The following is a 20,864-nucleotide window of genomic DNA, read 5'->3' on the forward strand; positions in this document are numbered from 1 at the left end:
TCTCGCTTACCATTTGGAAAAATGGTCTTCCGTCACACCCACCAGTTTTTCTATCTGCCGCTTGGGTGCATCCAGGCTGGCCCTGACCCAGCCACTGAAGACGCCTATGGGTTGCAGATAACGACTGCTGGCGATGATGAGGTTTTTATTTTCTGCGCGAAAACCTTCGGGATGAAATTGTAAATCCAGCAAACCATCATCGGTATGGATATGCCAGTCAGCCATGGCCTGGCTGGGGTCAAAGTCGAACTGCGCTGCGCCCAGTGAAATGAGTTGCCCATCCAGCCAAAGGGCATTTTCATGACTGGAAAAATATCCCGCCTGCAAATTAAAACCTATATCCAGCGCATGTGCTGATGCCCAGCGCCAACCGGTTTCGCGGGCCAGAAATCCATTGCTATGATCATAGCTGCCTATGCCTTTTTGCAGATTGAAACTGCGGTTACCAACAACTACTTCGCCTGCCAATCGCATGCCTGCAGATTTGACGGTGGCATGTACAGTGCCACCCAGTACTTCTCCCACTGCCAGCAAGGAAGGCGCAGCGGGTTTTGCATCCAGCATGGCATTGATACTGAATGAACCGCATTGCAGCTGCAATTCATATTGCCCGCTTGCGGCCACATGCTGAAAGCGGATTTGCTTGCCGAAAAATCGAAACTCTGAACGGGCCTGCTCTACCGGATGCGCATTCAGTTTTGCAGTCAGTCCCGGCAAACCATCTTGTGAATAGCTGGCAATGAGTTTACCCGGTAGTCTGTCAAACACATAGGCAAAGGCTGTATTGGTCCAACCCACATCGACAATGGCGATGCCGCAGAATATTTCTTCTGTCGCCAGCGCCACATAATGCCAGTGCTTGTGGTGCAAGGCTTGCCATAATTTACTGCGCTTGTGTGGCAGCGCCAGTGCAGACCAGTCTATGACTTCAGGTGCACCGGCATATTTGCCAAATCGTACCTGACCATCAGGATGCAGGACTTGTGCTGGAGCAGGTGGCAGGAAATTGGCTGGCATAGTGTCTTCATGATTTTTATATGCCAACGATTCTGCAGTAAATCAGTTAGAGGGTCTATTTCAAACTGCACTCATATTCTGTACTGCCGGGATGCCCATGAGTTTCAACCAAGCATAGCCCCACAATAGCAAGCCCGCACCCAGGCAACCATAAGGGTCCGCCGCCCCCTCAGAAAATACAAAGGGATAGGTAACGGCAAACACACTCATCACCAGCCCAAACCAGAAATGACCTGGCACATTGAACACGCTGGCCAAAGGCAGGAAGTGCAGACCAATGATCAACATGGCGAATGGTGTGACCCACTCGGCCAGCCCCATATTCGCCAACACATTTCCGCCGACCAGAATGATGCCCCACTGAGCTGCATTAATGACATGGAACAGACGCCCTGCCTTTTGCGCTGCCGGGCTATTGTCGTCGGCATAAGCCTTGTATTGCCGGTGACGTTGGACTGCCAGCCCGGCCAGCGTCAACCCCACAATGGCGATGAGCAGATAGACCAGTCCTTTACCATGCATGCCACGCTGATTCCATAAAGCCAGCCAGGCAGCGCCGAAGACGGCAAAGAACATCGCCCCCTTGGCACGGGCAGCGTGAGAAGAAAATGTGGCAGCGCTAATTTCAGACATGATGGACACTCCTTGTTGGACTGTTGCCAGTATGGCGAAAGAGAGTCCGCAATATCAGAGCAAAGTGTCAGGACTTGCCAATGACAAATGTCATGCCTGCGAATGTGATATCTGTTTTGGGGTTCAAAATACGGAATTAGCATAGTTGGTACGACTTGCATGCATAATATCGCTTTTGCAATTGCTTGCAGTATTGTTTGCAATGCGGTCCGCACAGGCGGCAAAGGACAGGAGATTTTTAAGTGCACATACTCATTATCATCATTGCCTTGTTGGTCTTGGCCTATTTTTTGAATCAGGCCATGCAAAAAAACAAGTCTACGCAAGACGGAAAGCCACTGCCCGCCGTTGCCCATGATGCCGCGCAGCAAAGCCATCTCGACCGTGCTGCCAGCGCACAGGCAGTTGCTTTTATCTCGGAAGGTAAATTGTTTTACCGCGCGGCCCATGGTGAAACCAGGCAATTGCACAGCCCCTATGTGCAAGAGATGCTGGACAAGATGGAAAAACACAGGGAAAGACATGCATGGAAGCAAAACACCAGCTTTGGAGTGTCTGCCTCAGGTGCCTGGCGCCAGTTTGATGGCGAAGGCGCGCAGATCAATGCAACGGCCATGCAATTTGATGAGCAGGGCCGCATCCTTTATTTTTTGCAGGACGCAGGCATGGGTGGCCTGTTTTCGTATGATCTGGAAACTGGCACCGAAAAACGCATACTGCACAGGCAAAACCTGGCACTGACAGATATGCATCTGGACCAGAGCAGTGGCAAATTGCTGGCCTCATCAATGAACAAAACCGGCATCGCCAACCTGGTCATGTGCAATCGCGAAGGTGATGAATACCGGGAGTTGACGGGTGGCGATACCCTGGACACCAGCCCCTGCTGGATACCGGATGCAGAAAAACAGATACTGTATCAATCTACCGGCATCGCCCGCAATCAAAGTGGCGTCACGCTGGCTTTTGGCAATGCCAGCATACAGATGCTGGATATAAAAAACGGTGCTGTTACGCCGGTGCTGGATGATCCTCAATATGATTTCCTGCACCCACGCGTCTGCCCGCAAGGTAATCTGCACTTTATCCGCCGTCCTTATGAAGTACCCAAATACGACACCAGCAATGCGCTGCTGGATGCCTTGTTTTTTCCTTTCCGTTTATTGCGTGCAGTGTTTCATTACCTGAATTTTTTCTCCATGATGTATAGCCGCAAACCTTTGACCAGCGCATCCGGCCCGGCCTTGAATGCAGACTTGAAAGAAATCATCCTCAAGGGCAAACGCATCGATGCTGAAAAAGCCTTGAAAAAAGAAAACATGGTCAATGGCGTACCTTCACTGGTACCTGCCTCATGGCAGCTGGTGAGCCGCAACCGTCAGGGCAATGAAACTATCCTGGCGACCAATGTGGCCGCGTATGATATGCGTGCTGACGGCAGCATTGTTTACTCAAACGGACGTGGTGTGTTCTTATTGGGTACAGGCAGGCAATCAAGCCTGATATTGAAAAGTGAGCTGATTGCAGATGTCATTTCACAATAATGGACATGAAAACATCTCATATGTTGTCATACAACTTTATGCTGACTTTTTAAGTTAAAATCAGTCTATAGCTAGCAATCACCCCTCATAACGACACTACTCGGTTCATGGAAACTCAAGACTACGCCAACGCTCTGCCAGCCAAAAGACGGCATAAAAGCCTGTCCCAGGGGCTGGTAGAAAGTATTAGCAACAACATCAAGAATGGTATCCTGAAGCCAGGTGAAAAGCTGCCCACTGAGTCTGCCATCATGACTTTATATGATGTCAGCCGTACCGTGGTGCGCGAGGCCATATCGCATTTGCAGGCAGCAGGACTGGTGCAAACCCGTCATGGCATAGGCACTTTCATCCTAGAACCCAGCCAGGCGGCCAGCACAGGCATGCTGCGCGAAGCCATCGTCACTGTCAGGGACGTGCTGGACATACTGGAACTCAGGATCAGCCTGGAAACCGAGGCCGCCTGGCTGGCCGCCTCACGCCGCACTGAAGAGCAGGCTGTGGCGCTGGGCAAGGCACTGGAAGATATCCTGGCGAACAAGACTGAAGAAAATGCCTCGGTGAATGCCGATGTGCGCTTTCACTTGCTGATCGCCCAGTCCACTGGCAACCGTTATTTTGTTGACATCCTCAGCAACCTGGGTACCACCATTATCCCGCGCGCCAGATTGAAGTCTGCCATGCTGACGCTTGAGGGTAGTAATAGTAATAACTCAGGCACCAGTTACCTGGAAAGGGTCAACCGCGAACATGAGGATATCTACCTTGCCATCCAGCGCAAGGACCCGGAAGCAGCGCGTGCCGCCATGCGTACCCACCTGAGCAATAGCAGGGAAAGATTGCGACAGGCACAACAGCGTATAGAGGCCCCCACAGCTTAGTCCCGGCTCTTCAGCTTAAATCCCGGCCTGGTTTCAGCTCAAATAGGACTTACGCAAAATTGTTACAGCAAGGTGTAGCGACGAAGACAGTACTTTAGTACAAGGTCTTGTTGAATGCGGGAGCTGCAACGCAGCTGGGGCGGTTTTGCGTAAGTCCAACCAAATTCAAATTTTTTAAAAGTATGCTTGTCTTCTCTTATTTTAAGTTGTACGATGACGTATGACTTAAAGAAACAATGACGCGAAACATTTATTTAGCACTTACTTAGCACTTACTTTTTTAAAACACGATCAAACCTGGTCATGTCGCACGCCAGGTTTCCATTTCCGGAGCTACCATGCATCCTCAAGAACTGAAACAAATCCTGTCCTCTGGCCTGCTGTCTTTCCCTCTGACTGACTTTGACGCGGCTGGCGACTTCAATGCCAAGACTTATGCAGAACGCCTTGAGTGGCTGGCGCCCTATGGCGCCAGCGCCTTGTTTGCTGCAGGTGGCACGGGTGAATTTTTCTCGCTGACTGGCAGTGAATATTCCGACATCATCAAGGTCGCGGTAGACACTTGCCGTGGCAAAGTACCTATCCTGGCTGGTGCCGGTGGCCCTACCCGCCAGGCAATTGCCTATGCACAGGAAGCAGAGCGCCTGGGCGCGCACGGCATCCTGCTGTTGCCACATTACCTGACTGAAGCCAGCCAGGATGGCCTGATCCGTCACGTAGAAGAAGTTTGCGCTTCCGTTAAATTTGGCGTGGTTGTGTATAACCGCGGCAATTCCCGTTTGACTGCTGATTCACTGGAAAAACTGGCAGCACGCTGCCCCAACCTGATCGGCTTCAAGGACGGCATAGGCGATATCGAATTGATGGTATCGATCTGGCGTCGTATGGGCGACCGTTTCAGTTACCTCGGTGGTCTGCCTACTGCAGAAGTTTATGCTGCTGCGTACAAGGCATTGGGTACACCGGTTTACTCTTCTGCTGTATTCAACTTCGTACCAAAACTGGCGATGGATTTTTACCACGCCATTGCAGCAGATGACCATGCCACATCGAATCGCCTGCTTGACCAGTTCTTCCTGCCTTACCTGGAAATCCGTAACCGCAAAGCTGGTTATGCAGTGAGTATCGTGAAAGCAGGTGCGCGTCTGGTTGGCCATAGCGCAGGCCCGGTCCGCGCGCCGCTGACTGATTTGACAGAGGAAGAAGATGCCATGTTGCACAAATTGATTTTGGCGCAGGGTCCACAATAAATTCAGAAGCAAAGGGAGTACAGAATGCAAATCACCGGGCAAATGCTGATCGGTAAAAAAACGGTTTTTGGTTTGGCAGGCAATGTCAAAGCCATAGACCCATCCACCAATCAGGAAATCGAGCCTGTTTTTGGCTTCGCCACGAAAGATGAAGTTGAGCAGGCTTGCCAACTGGCTGAGCAGGCGTTTGACAGCTACCGCACGACCAGTCTGGAACAAAGAGCGCGTTTTCTGGAAGCGATCGCCACAGGCATCATGGATCTGGGCCCTGCACTGATAGAACGTGCAGCGCAGGAAACAGGCTTGCCCATCGCCCGCCTGGAAGGCGAACGTGGCCGTACCGTCAATCAATTGCGCCTGTTTGCCAAGGTAGTACGCGATGGAAACTGGCTGGACGCAACCATAGATAGCGCCTTGCCAGAACGCGCGCCACCGCGCCCGGATTTGCGTCTGCAAAAAATCGCCCTGGGCCCGGTTGCCGTATTTGGTGCAAGTAATTTCCCGCTGGCGTTCTCAGTGGCTGGTGGCGATACCGCATCTGCGCTGGCAGCAGGTTGCCCGGTCATCGTCAAGGCACACAATGCGCATTTGGGTACAGCCGAACTGGTTGGCCGTGTTATCCAAAGAGCAGTGGCAGATTGCGCATTGCATGAAGGCGTATTCTCCATGCTGGTAGGCGCTGGCAGCCAGGTTGGCCAGCAACTGGTTGATCATCCTTCCATCAAGGCAGTGGGCTTTACGGGTTCACGTTCAGGTGGCCTCGCACTGGTGAAAACTGCCGGTCTGAGAAAAGAACCTATCCCGGTGTATGCAGAGATGAGCAGTATCAATCCGGTATTTTTACTGGATCATGCACTGACTGCACAAACCACGACGCTGGCGAAAAATTTTGTCGATTCCCTGGCATTGGGTGCTGGTCAGTTCTGCACCAACCCAGGTCTGGTGATCGCCATAGAAAGTGCAACAGCACGTCAGTTCTTGCAAGATGCAGCCAGGGCACTGGAAGATAAACATGCAGCAACCATGCTGACACCTGGCATACACCAGGCCTATGTCAAAGGCACCACGCATCTGGCTGACATCGCGCAATTGCAACTGGTTGCCAAAGGCCAGCAGGCAGAATCTCCATGCGCAGCACAAGCAATGTTGTCCGTTTGCTCAGGAGCCACCTTCCTGAATACACCAGCCTTGCAGGAAGAAATATTTGGTCCCTCTTCCATCGCCATCTTGTGCAAGGACTTTGATGAAGTAGTCGCAGTCGCATCATCCCTGGAAGGGCAATTGACAGCAACAGTACATGCCGTGGCGGACGATCATGCCCAGGCCAGGAGGCTGTTGCCAGTGCTGGAAAGAAAAGCCGGACGTATCTTGTTCAATGGCTTCCCTACCGGTGTAGAAGTGGCACATGCCATGGTACACGGCGGCCCGTTCCCGGCAACTTCAGATAGCCGCAGCACTTCCGTTGGTGCCGCAGCGATCGAGCGTTTCTTGCGCCCGGTTTGTTATCAGGGGTTCCCGGCAGATTTGCTGCCAACAGCGCTGCAGGATAGCAATCCCCTGCAACTTGCACGTATCATGGACGGGAAATTGACTCTTGCTTAACAAGTGTTGAATAAGCTGGAACAGCCCGGGCCCACCCGGGCTGTTTTGTAAATGTTTTGCAAAATGAGCTCATGTACATAGCACTCAAAAAGAAGTGCAAGCATGACGATAAAAATCATACTCAGGAGACGCTCGCATGAGCCAGCAAACTATAGGAAAATACCGGTGGACTATTTGTGCCCTGCTATTTTTTGCCACTACCGTCAATTACCTGGATCGCCAGGTGCTCAGCTTGCTGGCACCAGATTTATCTAAAGAATTTGGCTGGACCAATACTGACTACGCCAATATCACGGCAGTTTTTCAGTTTGTGTATGCCATTTCCATGCTGTTCGCTGGTCGTTTCATCGATAAGATAGGTACCAAGAAAGCCTACCTGATCGCTATCACAGTGTGGTCAGTTGGTGCAGTCATGCACGCCTATTCCATCATGCTGGGTGAGGGCATGGTCAGTGCCCTGACAGCGCTGGGCATAGCGGCAATTCCAGTCTCCGTCGCTGGTTTCATGATTTCGCGTGCAGTGCTGGCGATAGGTGAAGCGGGTAATTTCCCGGCAGCGATCAAGGCGACGGCAGAATATTTCCCCAAGCATGAACGCTCTTTCGCCACCGGCATCTTTAATTCTGGTGCCAACATCGGTGCGATTCTTGCACCTTTGACTGTGCCGCTGATTGCTGCTCAGTGGGGTTGGCAATCTGCATTTATCATCATCGGTGCGATAGGTTTTGTCTGGATGATTTTCTGGCAGATGTTCTATGACAAACCAGAGCAGCAAAAATACCTGTCTGCAGCAGAACTGGCTTACATCAACAGCGGTGATACACAAACAGTTGAAACAACAAGAGCCAGTGGCGATGCGGGTAAAAAAGTATCCTGGTTAAAACTGCTTTCTTACAAACAAACCTGGGCCTTTGTCATTGGTAAATTCATGACGGACGGTGTCTGGTGGTTCTTCCTGTTCTGGCTGCCAAAATATCTGGAAGCCCAGTACAAGATGCAAAAAACCGAAATCGTGCTGCCACTGGCAGTCCTGTACAGTATGACCATGATAGGCAGTATAGGCGGCGGTTATTTCCCCAGCTATTTCATGCGTCGTGGTGACAGTGCCTATAACGGTCGCATGAAGGCCATGCTGGTGATTGCCCTGTTCCCTCTGGTGGTCTTGCTGGCGCAGCCATTTGGTTACCTCGGTTTCTGGGTGCCGGTATTGCTGATCGGTGTAGGCACTTCTGCCCACCAAGCCTGGTCTGCAAATATCTTCACTACCGTGTCTGATATGTTCCCGAAAAAGTCGGTGGCATCCATCGTTGGCATAGGCGGCATGGCGGGTGGTCTGGGTGGCGTACTGGTTTCCAAGACTGGCGGCTGGCTGTTTGATTATTATGGCCAGCTGGGTCATATACAGACAGGCTACACCATCATGTTTACTTTCTGTGCAGTGGCTTATCTGCTGGCATGGGGCATGATGAAAACATTGGTGCCGACTCATAAAGAAATTACTGACCTGTAAACTCGATTGACCTTATTTGATTGAACTTTGTTGCTAACCAGATGACTCAATTTTCTCACATAGAATCGATACCAGCCGTGAACTGCATCGTAGGGGAAAGCCCTTTGTGGCATGCGGAGCAGGCGGCCTGGTATTGGGTCGACATACCGGCAAAAACCATCTGGAAACTCAATGCCAGGAATGGTCAGCTGACGTCCTGGTTGACCACAGAAATGGTCGCCTGTATCGCCCTGAAACAAGATGGTGATTTTATTGCGGGCATGGAAAGCGGTATTTTCAACCTGCATCTGGGTGATGGCCCGCGTGCCTTGCAAACCCGTCTGGCAGTACCAGCAGAACTGGCAGAATTAGGGACTGGAATGCGCTTCAACGACGGTCGCTGTGACCGCCAGGGGCGCTTCTGGAGCGGCACCATGTTCATGGACATGGCAGCAGCAAAGCCTGTAGGAAATCTGTATCGTTATTCACAAGCACAAGGCTTGTCTGGCCCTGTCGTCAGCAACCTGTTGACCCAGAATGGCCTGGCCTGGTCGCCTGATGGCAAGACCATGTATTTGTCCGACTCCCATCCTGCCAGCCAGACCATCTGGGCATTTGATTATGATGTGGAAGAAGGCATGCCGTTTAACAGACGGCTCTTTGTCGACATGAAACCTATGGCGGGTCGCCCTGACGGCGCAGCCATGGATGTTGATGGCTGTTACTGGATATGTGGCAATGATGGTGCCTGCGTACTGCGCTTCACGCCTGCTGGCAAGCTTGACAGGACGATAGCCCTGCCCATGAACAAACCCGCCATGTGCACTTTTGGAGGGCCAGACATGAGTACTTTATTGGTAAGCTCTATCGGCGCAGGCAAGGCAGAACACGATCAATGGGCAGGCAGCCTGGTACTGGTCAGGCCAGGGGTGGCAGGTGTTGCAGAAACAAGATTTGCCATTTAAATTTGCATCAATCTATTCAATTCATGAATACCTGAAAGCGCAGCGGTACTTGAGCGCATAAGAGATGCTATCTCTTATGCGCATTTTTTTGCCCGGCTTATTTTGTCCGGCTTATTTTGCCACGATTAAGCCGAGAGCACGCTATTGTGCAGCTTGTCACCTATCTGCACATTTTTCAATTCCAGACCCTGCACGTTATACAGATACAGTGGACTAGCGGCATTCACCGGTGTGCCAAACTGGCAATCGCTGATGGTCACATTGGTGACAGGGAAGATCACAGGATTTTTTTCATCACCGTTATAGTCCGACGCTACCGGGCCAAGGATAACGATGGCCTGGAAACAAGAAAACTTGCCATTCTTGGTCGTGACATTACCCACTTTGACATTCGAGATATGCACATTTGTCACCACCGGTGGCCTGGTCCTGACATTGTCACTGACTGGCGCATAATCACAATCAAAGGTAATCACGGCACCGGCAGCGGTGGCCACTGTTTTTGACTGTATCGGTGAGCCAGGCAGGGACGTGTAAAAAGACGGGCTGGTCTGCACGCCATTCGGTATCGTGATATTGCGTACAAAGAAATTTTTCAGGTAGCCGCCACGGTTCATATTCGTCTTCAGGCGTATCGCCGTATTCAGCGGATTGGTAGCCCAGTTGACATTCTCGAACAAGAGATTTTGTGCGTAGACATTCTGTATGCCGCCCGCCATTTCACTACCCAGTGTCACCGCGCCATGGCCACTTTGCATGGTGCAATTCTGGATGACGATATTTTGTGAAGGACCAAACTGTGTATCCAGATTCTTGCCAGCCTTGATGGCAATGCAATCATCGCCAGAATCGAAGGTACAGGATTCAACCAGCACATGGTCACAGGCCTCAGGATCAAAACCATCACTATTGGGGCCATGACTCTTCGCCATGACATTGCGGATAACGACATTGCGGCAGTGCACGGGATGGTGCTGCCAGAACGGCGTATGATTGACCTGGTAGCCCTGCATCAAGACATTCGTGCAACTGATGAACTGTATCATCGGTGGGCGCAGATTATGCCCCATGCCAAAGATGCGTTTGCCTACAGGTACGCCAGCTTCAGACAAGGATGGCAGGTAATTCGAATCGGCACGCCATTTATCGTTATCACCTTGTATGCGCAGCCTTTGTTTTTCATCCAGCTGTGGCGCGATTTTTTCCAGGCTGGTGGCATTCAAATCATTCGCGGTATTTTCTGAACGCTTGCCAAGTTTGTAATTAGGCGTGGTATTTTGCCCGACTGAATTGATGGTCTTTTGCTTGCCCTTCCAGGTCCACCAGCAATCACCATTATCATCAAAGGGAACGCCACCCTGGCCATCAAGTATGCTGCTCCAGTCGTCGCCAGTCAGGGCGATATTGTCCTGGCCATAGGCATACACCATAGGTGAGAAATTCAGGCAATCATTACTCTGCCAGCGCGAGATCACCAGCTTGCCGTTAGGCCCGCAATCAAAGTTGCCATATTTGGCATAATCTTCAGGATTATTGCTGAAATAAATGTGCGCCCCCTTTTGCAGATGCACATTCACATTCGACAATAAAACAATAGGGCCAGCGCAATACCAGTTCCCGGCTGGAACCAGCACACGGCCACCACCGGCTTCATGGCAAGTCTTGATGGCCTTGGTAATGGCAGGATAAATATCCCTGGAATTTGCCACCGGCGTGGGCAAGTTATCCTGCTCTTCAAAAGAGATCCAGGATTTGATTTTTTTCAGTTCACAAGTGGCTGCACCAAAATCGGTGATGCGATAATCAGCACTGCGAAATTTCAAAGGCTTTGAGAGACGGTCAACGATGTCCTGGGCTTTTTGCCACGGGTCTTCTATCATCGTTGCGGCAATAGCCTGGCCTATGGGTAATGCGCTGCCAGCTGTGGCAGACAATCCCGTCAGGGACAATTTCTTCATAAAACTGCGGCGTGCAGTCTGACTGGATGGCATCATTTTTTCTAGTTTCATAGTGTCTCGCTTGTGCTTGTTTTTGAGTCTGTGGCAAACTCATTCTTCAGTGTTATTGAATTCGGCCAGAAATATGCGAGTCGGCGAAAAGGCTTCGGCATATCCCATTTGTTTTACCGGATCGATTTTTACCGCAAGTAAATTTACCCAGTAGTCATCGCTGGAAAATTGTGCGGGGCGATAGGGCAAAGTGCCTTTCTTGTTCCAGTCTGACCAGGGTTGCTTTTTATTGATATGCGCGCCAATGACAGAATTCATGACCACCATCTTGCCTACCGATTCCAGCGTCTGCTTCCTGATCGTACCTGCAGGAGAGTTAAAGACATCCACCTCACCTATCTGACAGCTGTATCCAGGCACGGTGACATCGGCGTAAGGCGTGCAGCGCACATTATGAAACCATTGACGTGCGAGGCTGAATTTCCCTGCCAGGGCATTGCTGCTACCGTCATGGGTGAAGCGGCAATGATCAAACACAAAACCATAACGTGTCTTCACATTGGTACTCGGTGCACCAACATACGATGAGTTGCGCTCACCCAAGGTTTTGATTTCAGTTTCAAAAAAGTAGGCAGTGGCATCACCGAAAATGAAATCTACATCACCCTCGATATAAGAGCGCTGGAAAAATTGCCTGGCAGTCTGGCCATCCTTGCCCGCCTTCATATACAAGGTATCTTGAAAACCCAGCATGCGCACGCCATCAAAATGCGTCTTGTCTGCACCATCAAGCATGACAGCCAGGGCCTGATGATGTATCAGCAGGGTGCGCGCATAAATGCCATTTTCGTCGGCGCAATTGCCGGGCTGGCAATCTGCCTGGGCATTACCCTTGTCCTTGTTATAGGCATTTTCTATGCTCAGGTTTTTTGCCTGAAAGCCAGGGTTCTTGACCCATAACACTGCGGTACCAAAAGTACCCAGTGCGGGCCTGTCTTTCAGGCTGTCATACATGGCAGTGATGCTGCTATGTGCGCCGACAAACTGCGCAGAAAATTGTGTGGTGTAGGTGCTACCCGTAGTCGCTGCATCCAGTTTGGCCATGATACGGGTCGTGGCAGCATCACTACCATAGAGGGTAATGGGTATACCAAGATCTGGCACATAAACCAGTTCGCGGTAAGTACCAGGCTTGATGAAGATATGGATACGCTTCTTGTCCGTCTTTACCCTTTCAGCATCTGTGACAGCCTGGTTGACAGCCGCCTGCACTTGCCTGAATACCCTGACACCATCTGGCGTGACATTGGCGTCAACGATATAGTCAGCTTGCAATTGTGGATTAGCAGCGATGGGTTCAGACAAAGGGTCCCACGGGGACACCTGCTCTTTGCCAGGCATGCCTGCATATTTCAATACTTCGGCATAAGCAAAGTCTTTGGCGGTCTGCGCATCGATTTGCGGGCGTTTGCTACCAAGATTCAATTCAGGATACACAGCAAATGCCTGCTCACATTGCCGTGGATTGGCCGCCACAACATTGAAGACGATTTTTTCACTTCCTGCCAATTTCACATGCTCAAACTGGCTGGTGCTTTTATCTGCCAGGCTGACATCTTTCATGTTCATTTCTATGGGATGTGCAGCATCATAGCCTTGCAGAATGATCTTACCTGGTGTCAGTGACTGCACATGTTCAAGAGTGATATTGCGGTATTGCGGTATCAGATTGCCGATGGCGGTTTTACCATAATGGGTATCAAAATCGATGGGCGCTTTGACATTGCGTATGCATACATTGCGATAGCTGATATTTTGTACCAGGCCGCCGCGGGAGATATCGCTCTTGATGCGCAAGCCAGAAGTCGTGCCATCCATGCTAAGGTTTTCAACCAATACATTGCTGACGCCACCATTGGTTTCACTGCCTATGGACATGCCGTGACCAGAATAGAAATAGTTATTGCGTATGGTGATGTTTTCAGTGAGGCCATTATTGCCCGCCTTGATGGCAACATTGTCGTCACCCGTGCGGATGTAGCTATTGGCGATGGTGATATTGCGTGAAGAAATTGGATCTATGCCATCGGTATTCCTGGCGTTAGCCGGTGTATCAATGCGCACGCCCCAGGCAGTAAAACCATCGACCTGATTTAAAGTGACATGGAAATTCGGTGAATTTCGTAGCGTAATATTATGCAGAATGAAGTCATTCGATTGCGTGATTTCAATCAGCCTCGGCACATTCTGGCGATTGTTTTCTTTCTGGGCACGTCGGGCAATCTGCCACCATGTTTCTTCTTTACCGCTGATGCGTTCCCCGCCTTGCCCATCTATGACACCCTCGCCATAGATACCACTGCCTTTGGCACGTTCGACTGTGATGAAGGGCTTACAGCCCCTGCCCTTGTCATCATTCGTACCACATGTACCCGCACCACGGTCATAGTCCAGTGGCTGGGTGGATGCATACAGAGTCACGCCGGCATCTATCAATAACGAAACACCGCTGCGCAATTGCAAGGCACCGGACAAAAATGCCGCCTTGCCATTACGGTTGCGCAAGCGCACCGCCTGTCCGGGGCGGCAGGCATCTATGGCTGCCTGCAGGCTCTGGGTATCAGGTGCCCGGCCTGCAGTTACATCTTGCTTGCCGCTATCCAGTTGTGCTGCCAGCACACTACAGATTGCAGGTATCTGCGGTTCTTTTACCTGCCGGCTGTCTTGCGCATATATGCTGCCGGAAAACATGAAACCTGATATCGCAACAGCCAGTTGAATCGCCAGCATATCCTTTTGCTTGCTCATTATCTGCTCTCTGCATTGACATGTGTTTGCAAGGAAGGAGCGACCGTCAGTAATTCTTTCAATACCATGGCAGAGAAATGCGCTGCGCCTTTACTGCCCAGATGGGTGCGGTCAAAGGCTGATTTTGCAGCGCCTGCTCTTTCAGTCTTGGCAAGATCAGTGGTCGCGCTGGCCGTGCTTGTTACAACTGCAGCTTGCGCAGCAGGCGGTGGTGCCATTGCCAGCGTGTCGGCTTCAGCCTCGCCCATGGCTTGTACTGAGCTATAACTGATGGCATTCAAATCTATCATTGGCACATGCTTTTCCGCCGCAACTTTGATACTTGCATCTGCCCAGGGCCGTAGATCATTTTGCAATTGCGTGCCTTTGAAGCTGCGCCTGGTCAGCGGTGTCACCAGCACGGCTTGTGCACCTGCTGCCTGCAAGTCGTTGACATAGCCCGCCATGTTGACAGGGAATTCTGTCGCCAGATCAGTAGAGCGTCCTGGCTTGCCGGGCTGGTCATTGTGCCCGAACTGTATCAGCACCAGGGTCTGGCTGAATTGCGCATTACTTGCCATTAATTTCTGTACTACTTCCCATGAACCCTCGGCGCGATAGCTGCCAGAACTGCGCCCGCCTTTTGCCAGGTTCAGGCAGGTCACATCAGGCTTGAAGCGCTGGCACAAAGCATCACCGTAACCACTTTTCGGGGCCATGGTAGAGTCACCCACGAGTATGATACGGGTCGGTTTTGTGGCAAGAGCTGGAGCCTGGGATTCAGCCTGCCTTGGTTGGCTGCAAGCGCACAACACTAATGCGCTGATCGCAGTCAAGGCGATAGTGCGGAGTATAGGTTTCATGGGATTTTCGGTATCTTTGCTATCAAAAAAAACAGGGTCTGCAAGCAAACCCTGTGATTCTGTGTAAGGACTATGTCAACAAATTCGTTTTTTCAGCAATGTAAATATGTATGACAGAGAATGCAGTCCGGCTAGCTTGAACCAAACTGCAAATCACCATTTTTACATTTGCTTTTTCCATCATTGCTCCACAATCCCCCAGGCGTACCCTGGGGGGATCGCCGCTTAGAAGTTATACGTCATACGTGCATTGAAAGCGCGGCCGATAGGGCTGGCTGCACTGCTCAGGTAACCGTAGGTATAACCACTATGATTGGTGATAGGTGGTTTGGCATCCAGCAAGTTGGTGATACCAGCTGACAAAGTCAGGTTTTTGAAACCACGATAACTTGCTGTCCAGTTCCAGACCTGGTACGGCTCGATGTCCCTGAAGTATTCTGCCGCAATCAGATTCTGGTCATGGTAGCCAGTGTTATAGTTTTGCGTCAGTTGAGAACTCCAGTTACCAGAATTCCAGGCCATGGTCAGTGTATGTTTCCAGCGGAAAGTAATGATAGGCAAGCTACTGGTCGTACCGTTGCTGGCTACACCAAAACGACCCACGTTGGAGACATAGGCACTATCCTTTTCCAGTTGGTTATCGAACTGCGTCAGATAAGTACCATTCAACTCAAACTTGAAATTACCCAAGGATGTTTTAGGAATGGAATAGGCCAGGGCAACGTCGATACCAGAGGCTTTTTGGCCACCCAGATTCATCGTGATGTTTTTGATATAGGCCAGGGAACCATCGGCATTACGCACAAACAGGTCTGCATACTTGGTAGGGTTCAGGAAGTAGACTTGTTCTGGCAAGTTTGCCAGCATGTCTTTCATTTCTATATGCCAGTAGTCAGCAGATACCGTCAGGTTTTGTACAGGCTCAGCAGCGATACCCAGCGTAAAGCCCTTGGATGTTTCTGGCTTCAGATCAGGGTTACTACCAGTTTGACGTGGCAGCGCCACATTACATACTGCTGACGCTACCAAACCAGGCAGGGCTTTACCAGTACCAGCTACACCAGGCGTACCGCCAGGGCATTGCAGAGGATCATCCCATTTTGCAGCAGTCGTGGTATTTGCGCCTGCTACGCGATAGCCATAGCGGTCAAACAGTGTCGGTGCACGGAAACCGGTATTGGCAGAACCACGGAACATCAAGGACTTCATAGGCTGATAGCGGAAGCTGGCCTTGGGATTGATGGTATTACCAAAGTCACTGAAATGATCGTCACGTACGGCCACGTTGAAATTCAATTCCTTGGTGACAGGAATTTCCATTTCAGCATACAGCGCCGCAACATTGCGTGCGCCCTGACCATGAGAAGGACCGGAAGCTGCATAGGTAACGAGAGATGTGATATCGGTCTTGGTATCTTCTGTTGTATCTCTATGCACGTCTGCACCCACAGCCAGCGTCAGGGGGCCGCCAGCAAGCGTAGTCAATTCTGTAGACGCTGTCAGATCAATACCTGTAAATGTACTGATGGAGTGACGATTCAATGCACCGTCAACCGAGATACTTGCCAGGTATGCTTTACCGGCAGCATCTTGCAAGCCGAAAGGATTCAGTGTGCCGTTGGCAAGACCGGTCAAAAGACCAGGGCCATTCACGTAGCCAGATTCGTAATAGTTATCACGCTGGCTGTGTCCGTAGACAAAACCGGCCTTGTAATCCCAGTTACCAAAACGGCCTTCATCATTGACGCTGACGCGTTGATTGACTTGTACGTCCTTGGTGGTCGCTTCGGCCAGGTCTGCTGCACTCCAGGTGACAGTCAGTGGCTCACCTTTCAAGCCAGCGACTGCAGGTACACCGCCAGAGCCGCTTGGATACCATTTACTGGTAGATGGCAACAAGGCAGCAACACCGTTTGCGGTCAGGCTGGTGGTTGGGTTTTTTGTACCGAGGATGTATTCCTGACCACGCATGTAATCGATAGTCAGGATATGGTCGTCGGTGAATTTCTTTGTGCCCTTGGCATAGAAAGTGACCTGTTCATTACCATACAATGCCGTGCCGTAGTAAGCCGCATTCAGGATACAAGTATTTTTTGCACCTTGTATGCTGTATGGACCCTGGCAACCTGATGCATAGTAGGGATTGGCAGCAGTTTTATTGGTCGCCGTTGTGAAGTTGGCAGGCATGGCATAGCCGCCACTGCCCAGTGTTGGCGCACGGCCTATGCTGGTCAGGATATCTGTAGTACTCAGCTCGGCGCGGTCAGAAGCCAGCAAGCGGGTGCGGCGATGCGCATCTACCGTGCCGTACAAATTCCAGCCATCTTTTTGCAGATCGCCAACACCAACCGTGGCGCTCACGCGCTGTTCATCGCCACCACCAGATTTTTGTGGTTTGACATACTGTGCAGAAACAGAGTTACCAACGACTGTGCGCTTGGTGATAAAGTTGACCACACCACCGATAGCATCAGAACCATAAATTGAAGATGCACCGTCACGCAGGATCTCTACCCTGGCGATCGCGCTCATAGGAATGACGTCCAGATTGGCATAGCCGTCTGCAATCGCTTCATTGGCGAGGCGGCGGCCATTCAACAATACCAGAGTACGGTTGACACCGAGACCGCGCAGATTGATATTGGTGCCGGAACCGGCATTCGATGGTGCCAGTGAACTAGACTCAGGCAAGGACATCATCAAGTCAGCCAGCGTGGTCATGCCACGTTTTTCCAGTTCTTCACCAGTCACCATGGTGACTGGCAATGACGCCTCTGATGCCAGACGCTTGATGGATGAACCTGTTACTTCCACCCTTTGTATTTCTTGTGCCTGTGCCTGATTGACCATTGTCAGCACTGCCAAAGCAATAGATGACAATACAAACATAGGTCTTTGGAATTTCTTATCGTGTTTCATTATGCAGTCTCCTCCAGTTTTCATAGAATTCTCGCGTCCATGCCTCGTGGGACATGGAGCACTAGTTGGAGCACCTCGCGTACTCTGTGCCACTGTGACGAAGATGGGCGCAAAAAGCCCCACCGGGGTCACAGCCGGTCAAAAAATATAAAATCCGATTACTGCAGATACAGTCGCAAATGTATTCTTTGCTTTCTGACTGCCCTGCTTATTTGTATATGCACTTGGGCGCTTGTGCGCCTATTTACTCATCCGCGTGAGAAAGTCCTGGTTACACGCTCAAGATGCGCCCGCATCGCCTTGCGTGCGGCTGCCGGATCATGAGAGGCAATCGCCTCCAAAATATTTCTATGATCAGTCAGTGTTTCTTGTCGCAAGTCTTCTGTCTGGAAATGCTCCTTCAATTTGTGCCATAAACGACCCCGCTGATTCCACAGATATTCAACCGTACCCACCAATGCACTATTACCCGTTGCTCTGGCGATGGCCAAATGAAAATTCCTGTCAGCGTTTTCATTACTGGAGTAATTGGCATGGTGCTTTTCCATCTCCAGTACTGCCTTCAAAATTTCATCAATCGCTGAGTCAGTTGCTACTCTCGCAGCAATTGCCGCTACTTCTGCCTCTATCAGACGCCGGGCTGACAGCACCTCAAATGGCCCCGGCCCTGCTTCCGGCACGTTAGCCTGCGCTTCTGGCAGTTCACTGACATACACACCTGAACCACCACGTACCTCGATCACACCACCCAGTTCCAGCGCAATCAATGCTTCACGTAAAGATGCGCGACTGACACTGAGCTTGGTCGCCAGATCACGCTCAGAAGGTAAGCGTTCACCAGCAGCAATATTCTCTTCAGCAATCAGGGTTTGAATCCTGTCTGCTACCACACGGTATAACCTGGGCTCATGTGGCAGCTGTTCGTTCTGTGAACTATTTTTTTTCATCATGGTGTTTGCTACTCATAGAAAAGCTTAATAAAAGCAATTCGGTCAGGCCATTCTAATGTGGTCAGACCAAATTTGCAATGTGGACTAGCCAGATTTTTTATTTGGTGGCATACTCGCCACAAATGATACGAGAGGGATTATAGCGGACTCTGCATTTCCTCCCGTAAAAAAAGAAAAATCTGACGGTATAAAAAAACGGATTTTCATAGGGGAAACTGGTTTCTTGGCAGTAATGATGCAAATTACCAACGCAGCCACAACTCTCTTTGCAAATGTTCAAGCCAGTTTCTTTCTGGTATGACCACTTTCATGAAAATCAGATTTTTCAACGAGAATAATTGTGCACAGCTCAACTCTTTGTGCATTGATAGCCACAAGTGGCAAAGAAGGGGAAAAGAAAATGACGATATCCAGCACCAGCCTGCCTGTCAGTTCACCACTGTATATACGCATGCATGGTAATGACAACGTTGCCATTGTTGCCAATGATGGCGGCTTACCGGCAGCCACGGTTTTTCCCTGTGGCTTGAAATTGCTGGAACACGTACCCCAGGGACACAAACTGGCCTTGCAAGACATCATGGAAGGCGCAGCAATTACCCGTTACAACGTCACCATAGGCTATGCAGTTCGCAGCATACCCCAGGGTAGTTGGGTAGAAGAATCCTTGATACGCATGCCTGCCGCCAGGGAGTTAGTGGATTTACCGATCGCTACCGTGTCAGCCCCGAATACAGAGCCGCTGGAAGGTTATACCTTCATGGGCTATAAGAATGCAGATGGCAGTGTAGGTACACGCAATATCCTGGCCATTACGACGACTGTGCAATGCGTATCTGGTGTGGTTGAGCATGCGGTCAAACGCATCAAGGAAGAGCTTTTACCAAAATACCCGCATGTTGATGATGTGGTCGGCCTGGAACATACTTATGGCTGCGGCGTTGCCATAGATGCACCGAATGCCAATATACCCATACGCACGGTACGCAATATCAGCCTGAACCCGAATTTTGGCGGGCAAGCCATGGTAGTCAGCCTTGGTTGCGAGAAACTGCAACCGACACGCCTGTTCCCCAAGGGCAGTATCCCCATTAAAAAAGGCGATGAAGGCAGCGGCGAACCTGCACTGGTGTGTCTGCAGGATCAGGTACACGTGGGTTTTAATTCCATGATTGCCTCCATCATGAACACGGCAGAAAAACAACTGGCCGAACTGGACAAGCGTCGTCGCGAACCTTGCCCGGCATCGGAACTGGTAGTCGGCGTGCAATGCGGTGGTAGTGATGCCTTCTCAGGTGTGACGGCTAACCCGGCAGTCGGTTTTGCAACCGATCTTCTGGTGCGTGCCGGTGCGACCGTGATGTTTTCTGAAGTGACCGAAGTACGTGACGGCATAGACCAGTTGACCTCACGCGCCGCCAACCCGGAAGTGGCCGCCGCCATGATCAGGGAAATGGCCTGGTATGACGATTACCTGAAACGCGGCGGTGTCGACCGCAGCGCGAATACCACGCCAGGCAATAAAAAAGGCGGTCTGTCGAATATCGTTGAGAAAGCCATGGGTTCCATCGTCAAATCTGGCAGCTCCATTATTTCTGGCGTGTTGTCACCAGGCGATAAGCTGACACAAAAGGGCTTGATCTATGCCGCCACACCTGCCAGCGATTTTGTCTGCGGCACCTTGCAACTGGCAGCAGGCATGAACCTGCACGTGTTCACCACCGGGCGCGGCACACCATATGGCCTGGCCGCAGTCCCCGTTATTAAAGTCGCTACCAGAAATGACCTGGCCAGACGCTGGAATGACCTGATGGATATCAATGCTGGCAAAATCGCCAGTGGCGAAGCTACCATAGCCGATGTGGGCTGGGAATTGTTCCAGATGCTGCTGGATGTCGCCAGTGGCAAGGAAACCTGGGCCGAGCATTGGAAATTGCATAATGCGCTGGTGTTGTTCAACCCGGCACCGATTACCTGATCAATAATCTCAGCAAAAATACGCGCCAAGAATTCAA

At 50.9% G+C, this 20,864-nt stretch carries 14 protein-coding genes; 7 read left to right on the forward strand and 7 right to left on the reverse strand.

Annotation, left to right across the window (positions count from 1 at the left end; all coding sequences use genetic code 11):
- Positions 1-6: 6 nt before the first annotated feature.
- Both ACO0LD_RS13610 and ACO0LD_RS13615 read right to left on the reverse strand, forming a co-directional pair.
- The gene (locus ACO0LD_RS13610; protein ID WP_423007606.1) at positions 7-1,017 is read right to left on the reverse strand and encodes a DUF2804 domain-containing protein; all 1,011 of its coding nucleotides are present in this window, start codon (positions 1,015-1,017) and stop codon (positions 7-9) included.
- Positions 1,018-1,077: 60 nt separating this feature from the next.
- Positions 1,078-1,650, reverse strand: coding sequence for a hypothetical protein (locus ACO0LD_RS13615; protein WP_423007608.1), 573 nt, complete (start codon positions 1,648-1,650; stop codon positions 1,078-1,080).
- Positions 1,651-1,892: 242 nt separating this feature from the next.
- On the opposite strand from ACO0LD_RS13615, the gene ACO0LD_RS13620 reads away from it, so the two are divergent.
- From ACO0LD_RS13620 to ACO0LD_RS13645, 6 genes are all read left to right on the forward strand, one after another.
- Positions 1,893-3,194 carry a TolB family protein gene (locus ACO0LD_RS13620; RefSeq protein WP_423007610.1) on the forward strand — a complete coding sequence of 434 codons (1,302 nt, stop codon included), beginning with the start codon at positions 1,893-1,895 and terminating at the stop codon, positions 3,192-3,194.
- Between the two features lie 107 nt (positions 3,195-3,301).
- Positions 3,302-4,075 (forward strand): FadR/GntR family transcriptional regulator, encoded by a 774-nt coding sequence (locus ACO0LD_RS13625; RefSeq protein ID WP_423007612.1) that lies wholly within the window; start codon positions 3,302-3,304, stop codon positions 4,073-4,075.
- A gap of 338 nt (positions 4,076-4,413) precedes the next feature.
- Complete coding sequence (kdgD, locus tag ACO0LD_RS13630; protein WP_423007614.1) at positions 4,414-5,325, forward strand: 5-dehydro-4-deoxyglucarate dehydratase; 912 nt, start codon at positions 4,414-4,416, stop codon at positions 5,323-5,325.
- A gap of 24 nt (positions 5,326-5,349) precedes the next feature.
- A complete protein-coding gene (locus ACO0LD_RS13635) occupies positions 5,350-6,927 on the forward strand; it encodes an aldehyde dehydrogenase (NADP(+)) (RefSeq protein WP_423007616.1) in 1,578 nt (525 codons plus the stop codon).
- Between the two features lie 136 nt (positions 6,928-7,063).
- The gene (locus ACO0LD_RS13640; RefSeq protein WP_423007618.1) at positions 7,064-8,437 is read left to right on the forward strand and encodes an MFS transporter; all 1,374 of its coding nucleotides are present in this window, start codon (positions 7,064-7,066) and stop codon (positions 8,435-8,437) included.
- A 41-nt stretch (positions 8,438-8,478) separates the two neighbouring features.
- Complete coding sequence (locus ACO0LD_RS13645; RefSeq protein WP_423007620.1) at positions 8,479-9,381, forward strand: SMP-30/gluconolactonase/LRE family protein; 903 nt, start codon at positions 8,479-8,481, stop codon at positions 9,379-9,381.
- Between the two features lie 125 nt (positions 9,382-9,506).
- Here the strand turns inward: ACO0LD_RS13645 and ACO0LD_RS13650 are convergent, their stop codons facing one another.
- From ACO0LD_RS13650 to ACO0LD_RS13670, 5 genes are all read right to left on the reverse strand, one after another.
- Complete coding sequence (locus tag ACO0LD_RS13650; RefSeq protein WP_423007622.1) at positions 9,507-11,390, reverse strand: glycoside hydrolase family 28 protein; 1,884 nt, start codon at positions 11,388-11,390, stop codon at positions 9,507-9,509.
- A gap of 39 nt (positions 11,391-11,429) precedes the next feature.
- Positions 11,430-14,138 (reverse strand): pectinesterase family protein, encoded by a 2,709-nt coding sequence (locus ACO0LD_RS13655; protein WP_423007624.1) that lies wholly within the window; start codon positions 14,136-14,138, stop codon positions 11,430-11,432.
- On the reverse strand, positions 14,138-14,980 hold the full coding sequence (locus tag ACO0LD_RS13660; RefSeq protein WP_423007626.1) for a rhamnogalacturonan acetylesterase: 843 nt from the start codon (positions 14,978-14,980) through the stop codon (positions 14,138-14,140). Before ACO0LD_RS13660 ends, ACO0LD_RS13655 begins: the two co-directional genes overlap by 1 nt.
- Before the next feature lie 225 nt (positions 14,981-15,205).
- Positions 15,206-17,899 (reverse strand): TonB-dependent receptor plug domain-containing protein, encoded by a 2,694-nt coding sequence (locus ACO0LD_RS13665; RefSeq protein ID WP_423007628.1) that lies wholly within the window; start codon positions 17,897-17,899, stop codon positions 15,206-15,208.
- A gap of 248 nt (positions 17,900-18,147) precedes the next feature.
- The gene (locus ACO0LD_RS13670) at positions 18,148-18,849 is read right to left on the reverse strand and encodes a FadR/GntR family transcriptional regulator (RefSeq protein ID WP_423007630.1); all 702 of its coding nucleotides are present in this window, start codon (positions 18,847-18,849) and stop codon (positions 18,148-18,150) included.
- A gap of 400 nt (positions 18,850-19,249) precedes the next feature.
- Here ACO0LD_RS13670 and garD point away from each other — a divergent pair, with 400 nt between their 5' ends.
- On the forward strand, positions 19,250-20,827 hold the full coding sequence (gene garD / locus ACO0LD_RS13675) for a galactarate dehydratase (RefSeq protein WP_423007632.1): 1,578 nt from the start codon (positions 19,250-19,252) through the stop codon (positions 20,825-20,827).
- The last annotated feature ends 37 nt before the right edge of the window (positions 20,828-20,864 follow it).

It is taken from the genome of Undibacterium sp. Ji83W (assembly GCF_049340385.1).
In the GTDB taxonomy this organism is placed as follows: Bacteria; Pseudomonadota; Gammaproteobacteria; order Burkholderiales; family Burkholderiaceae_D; genus Undibacterium.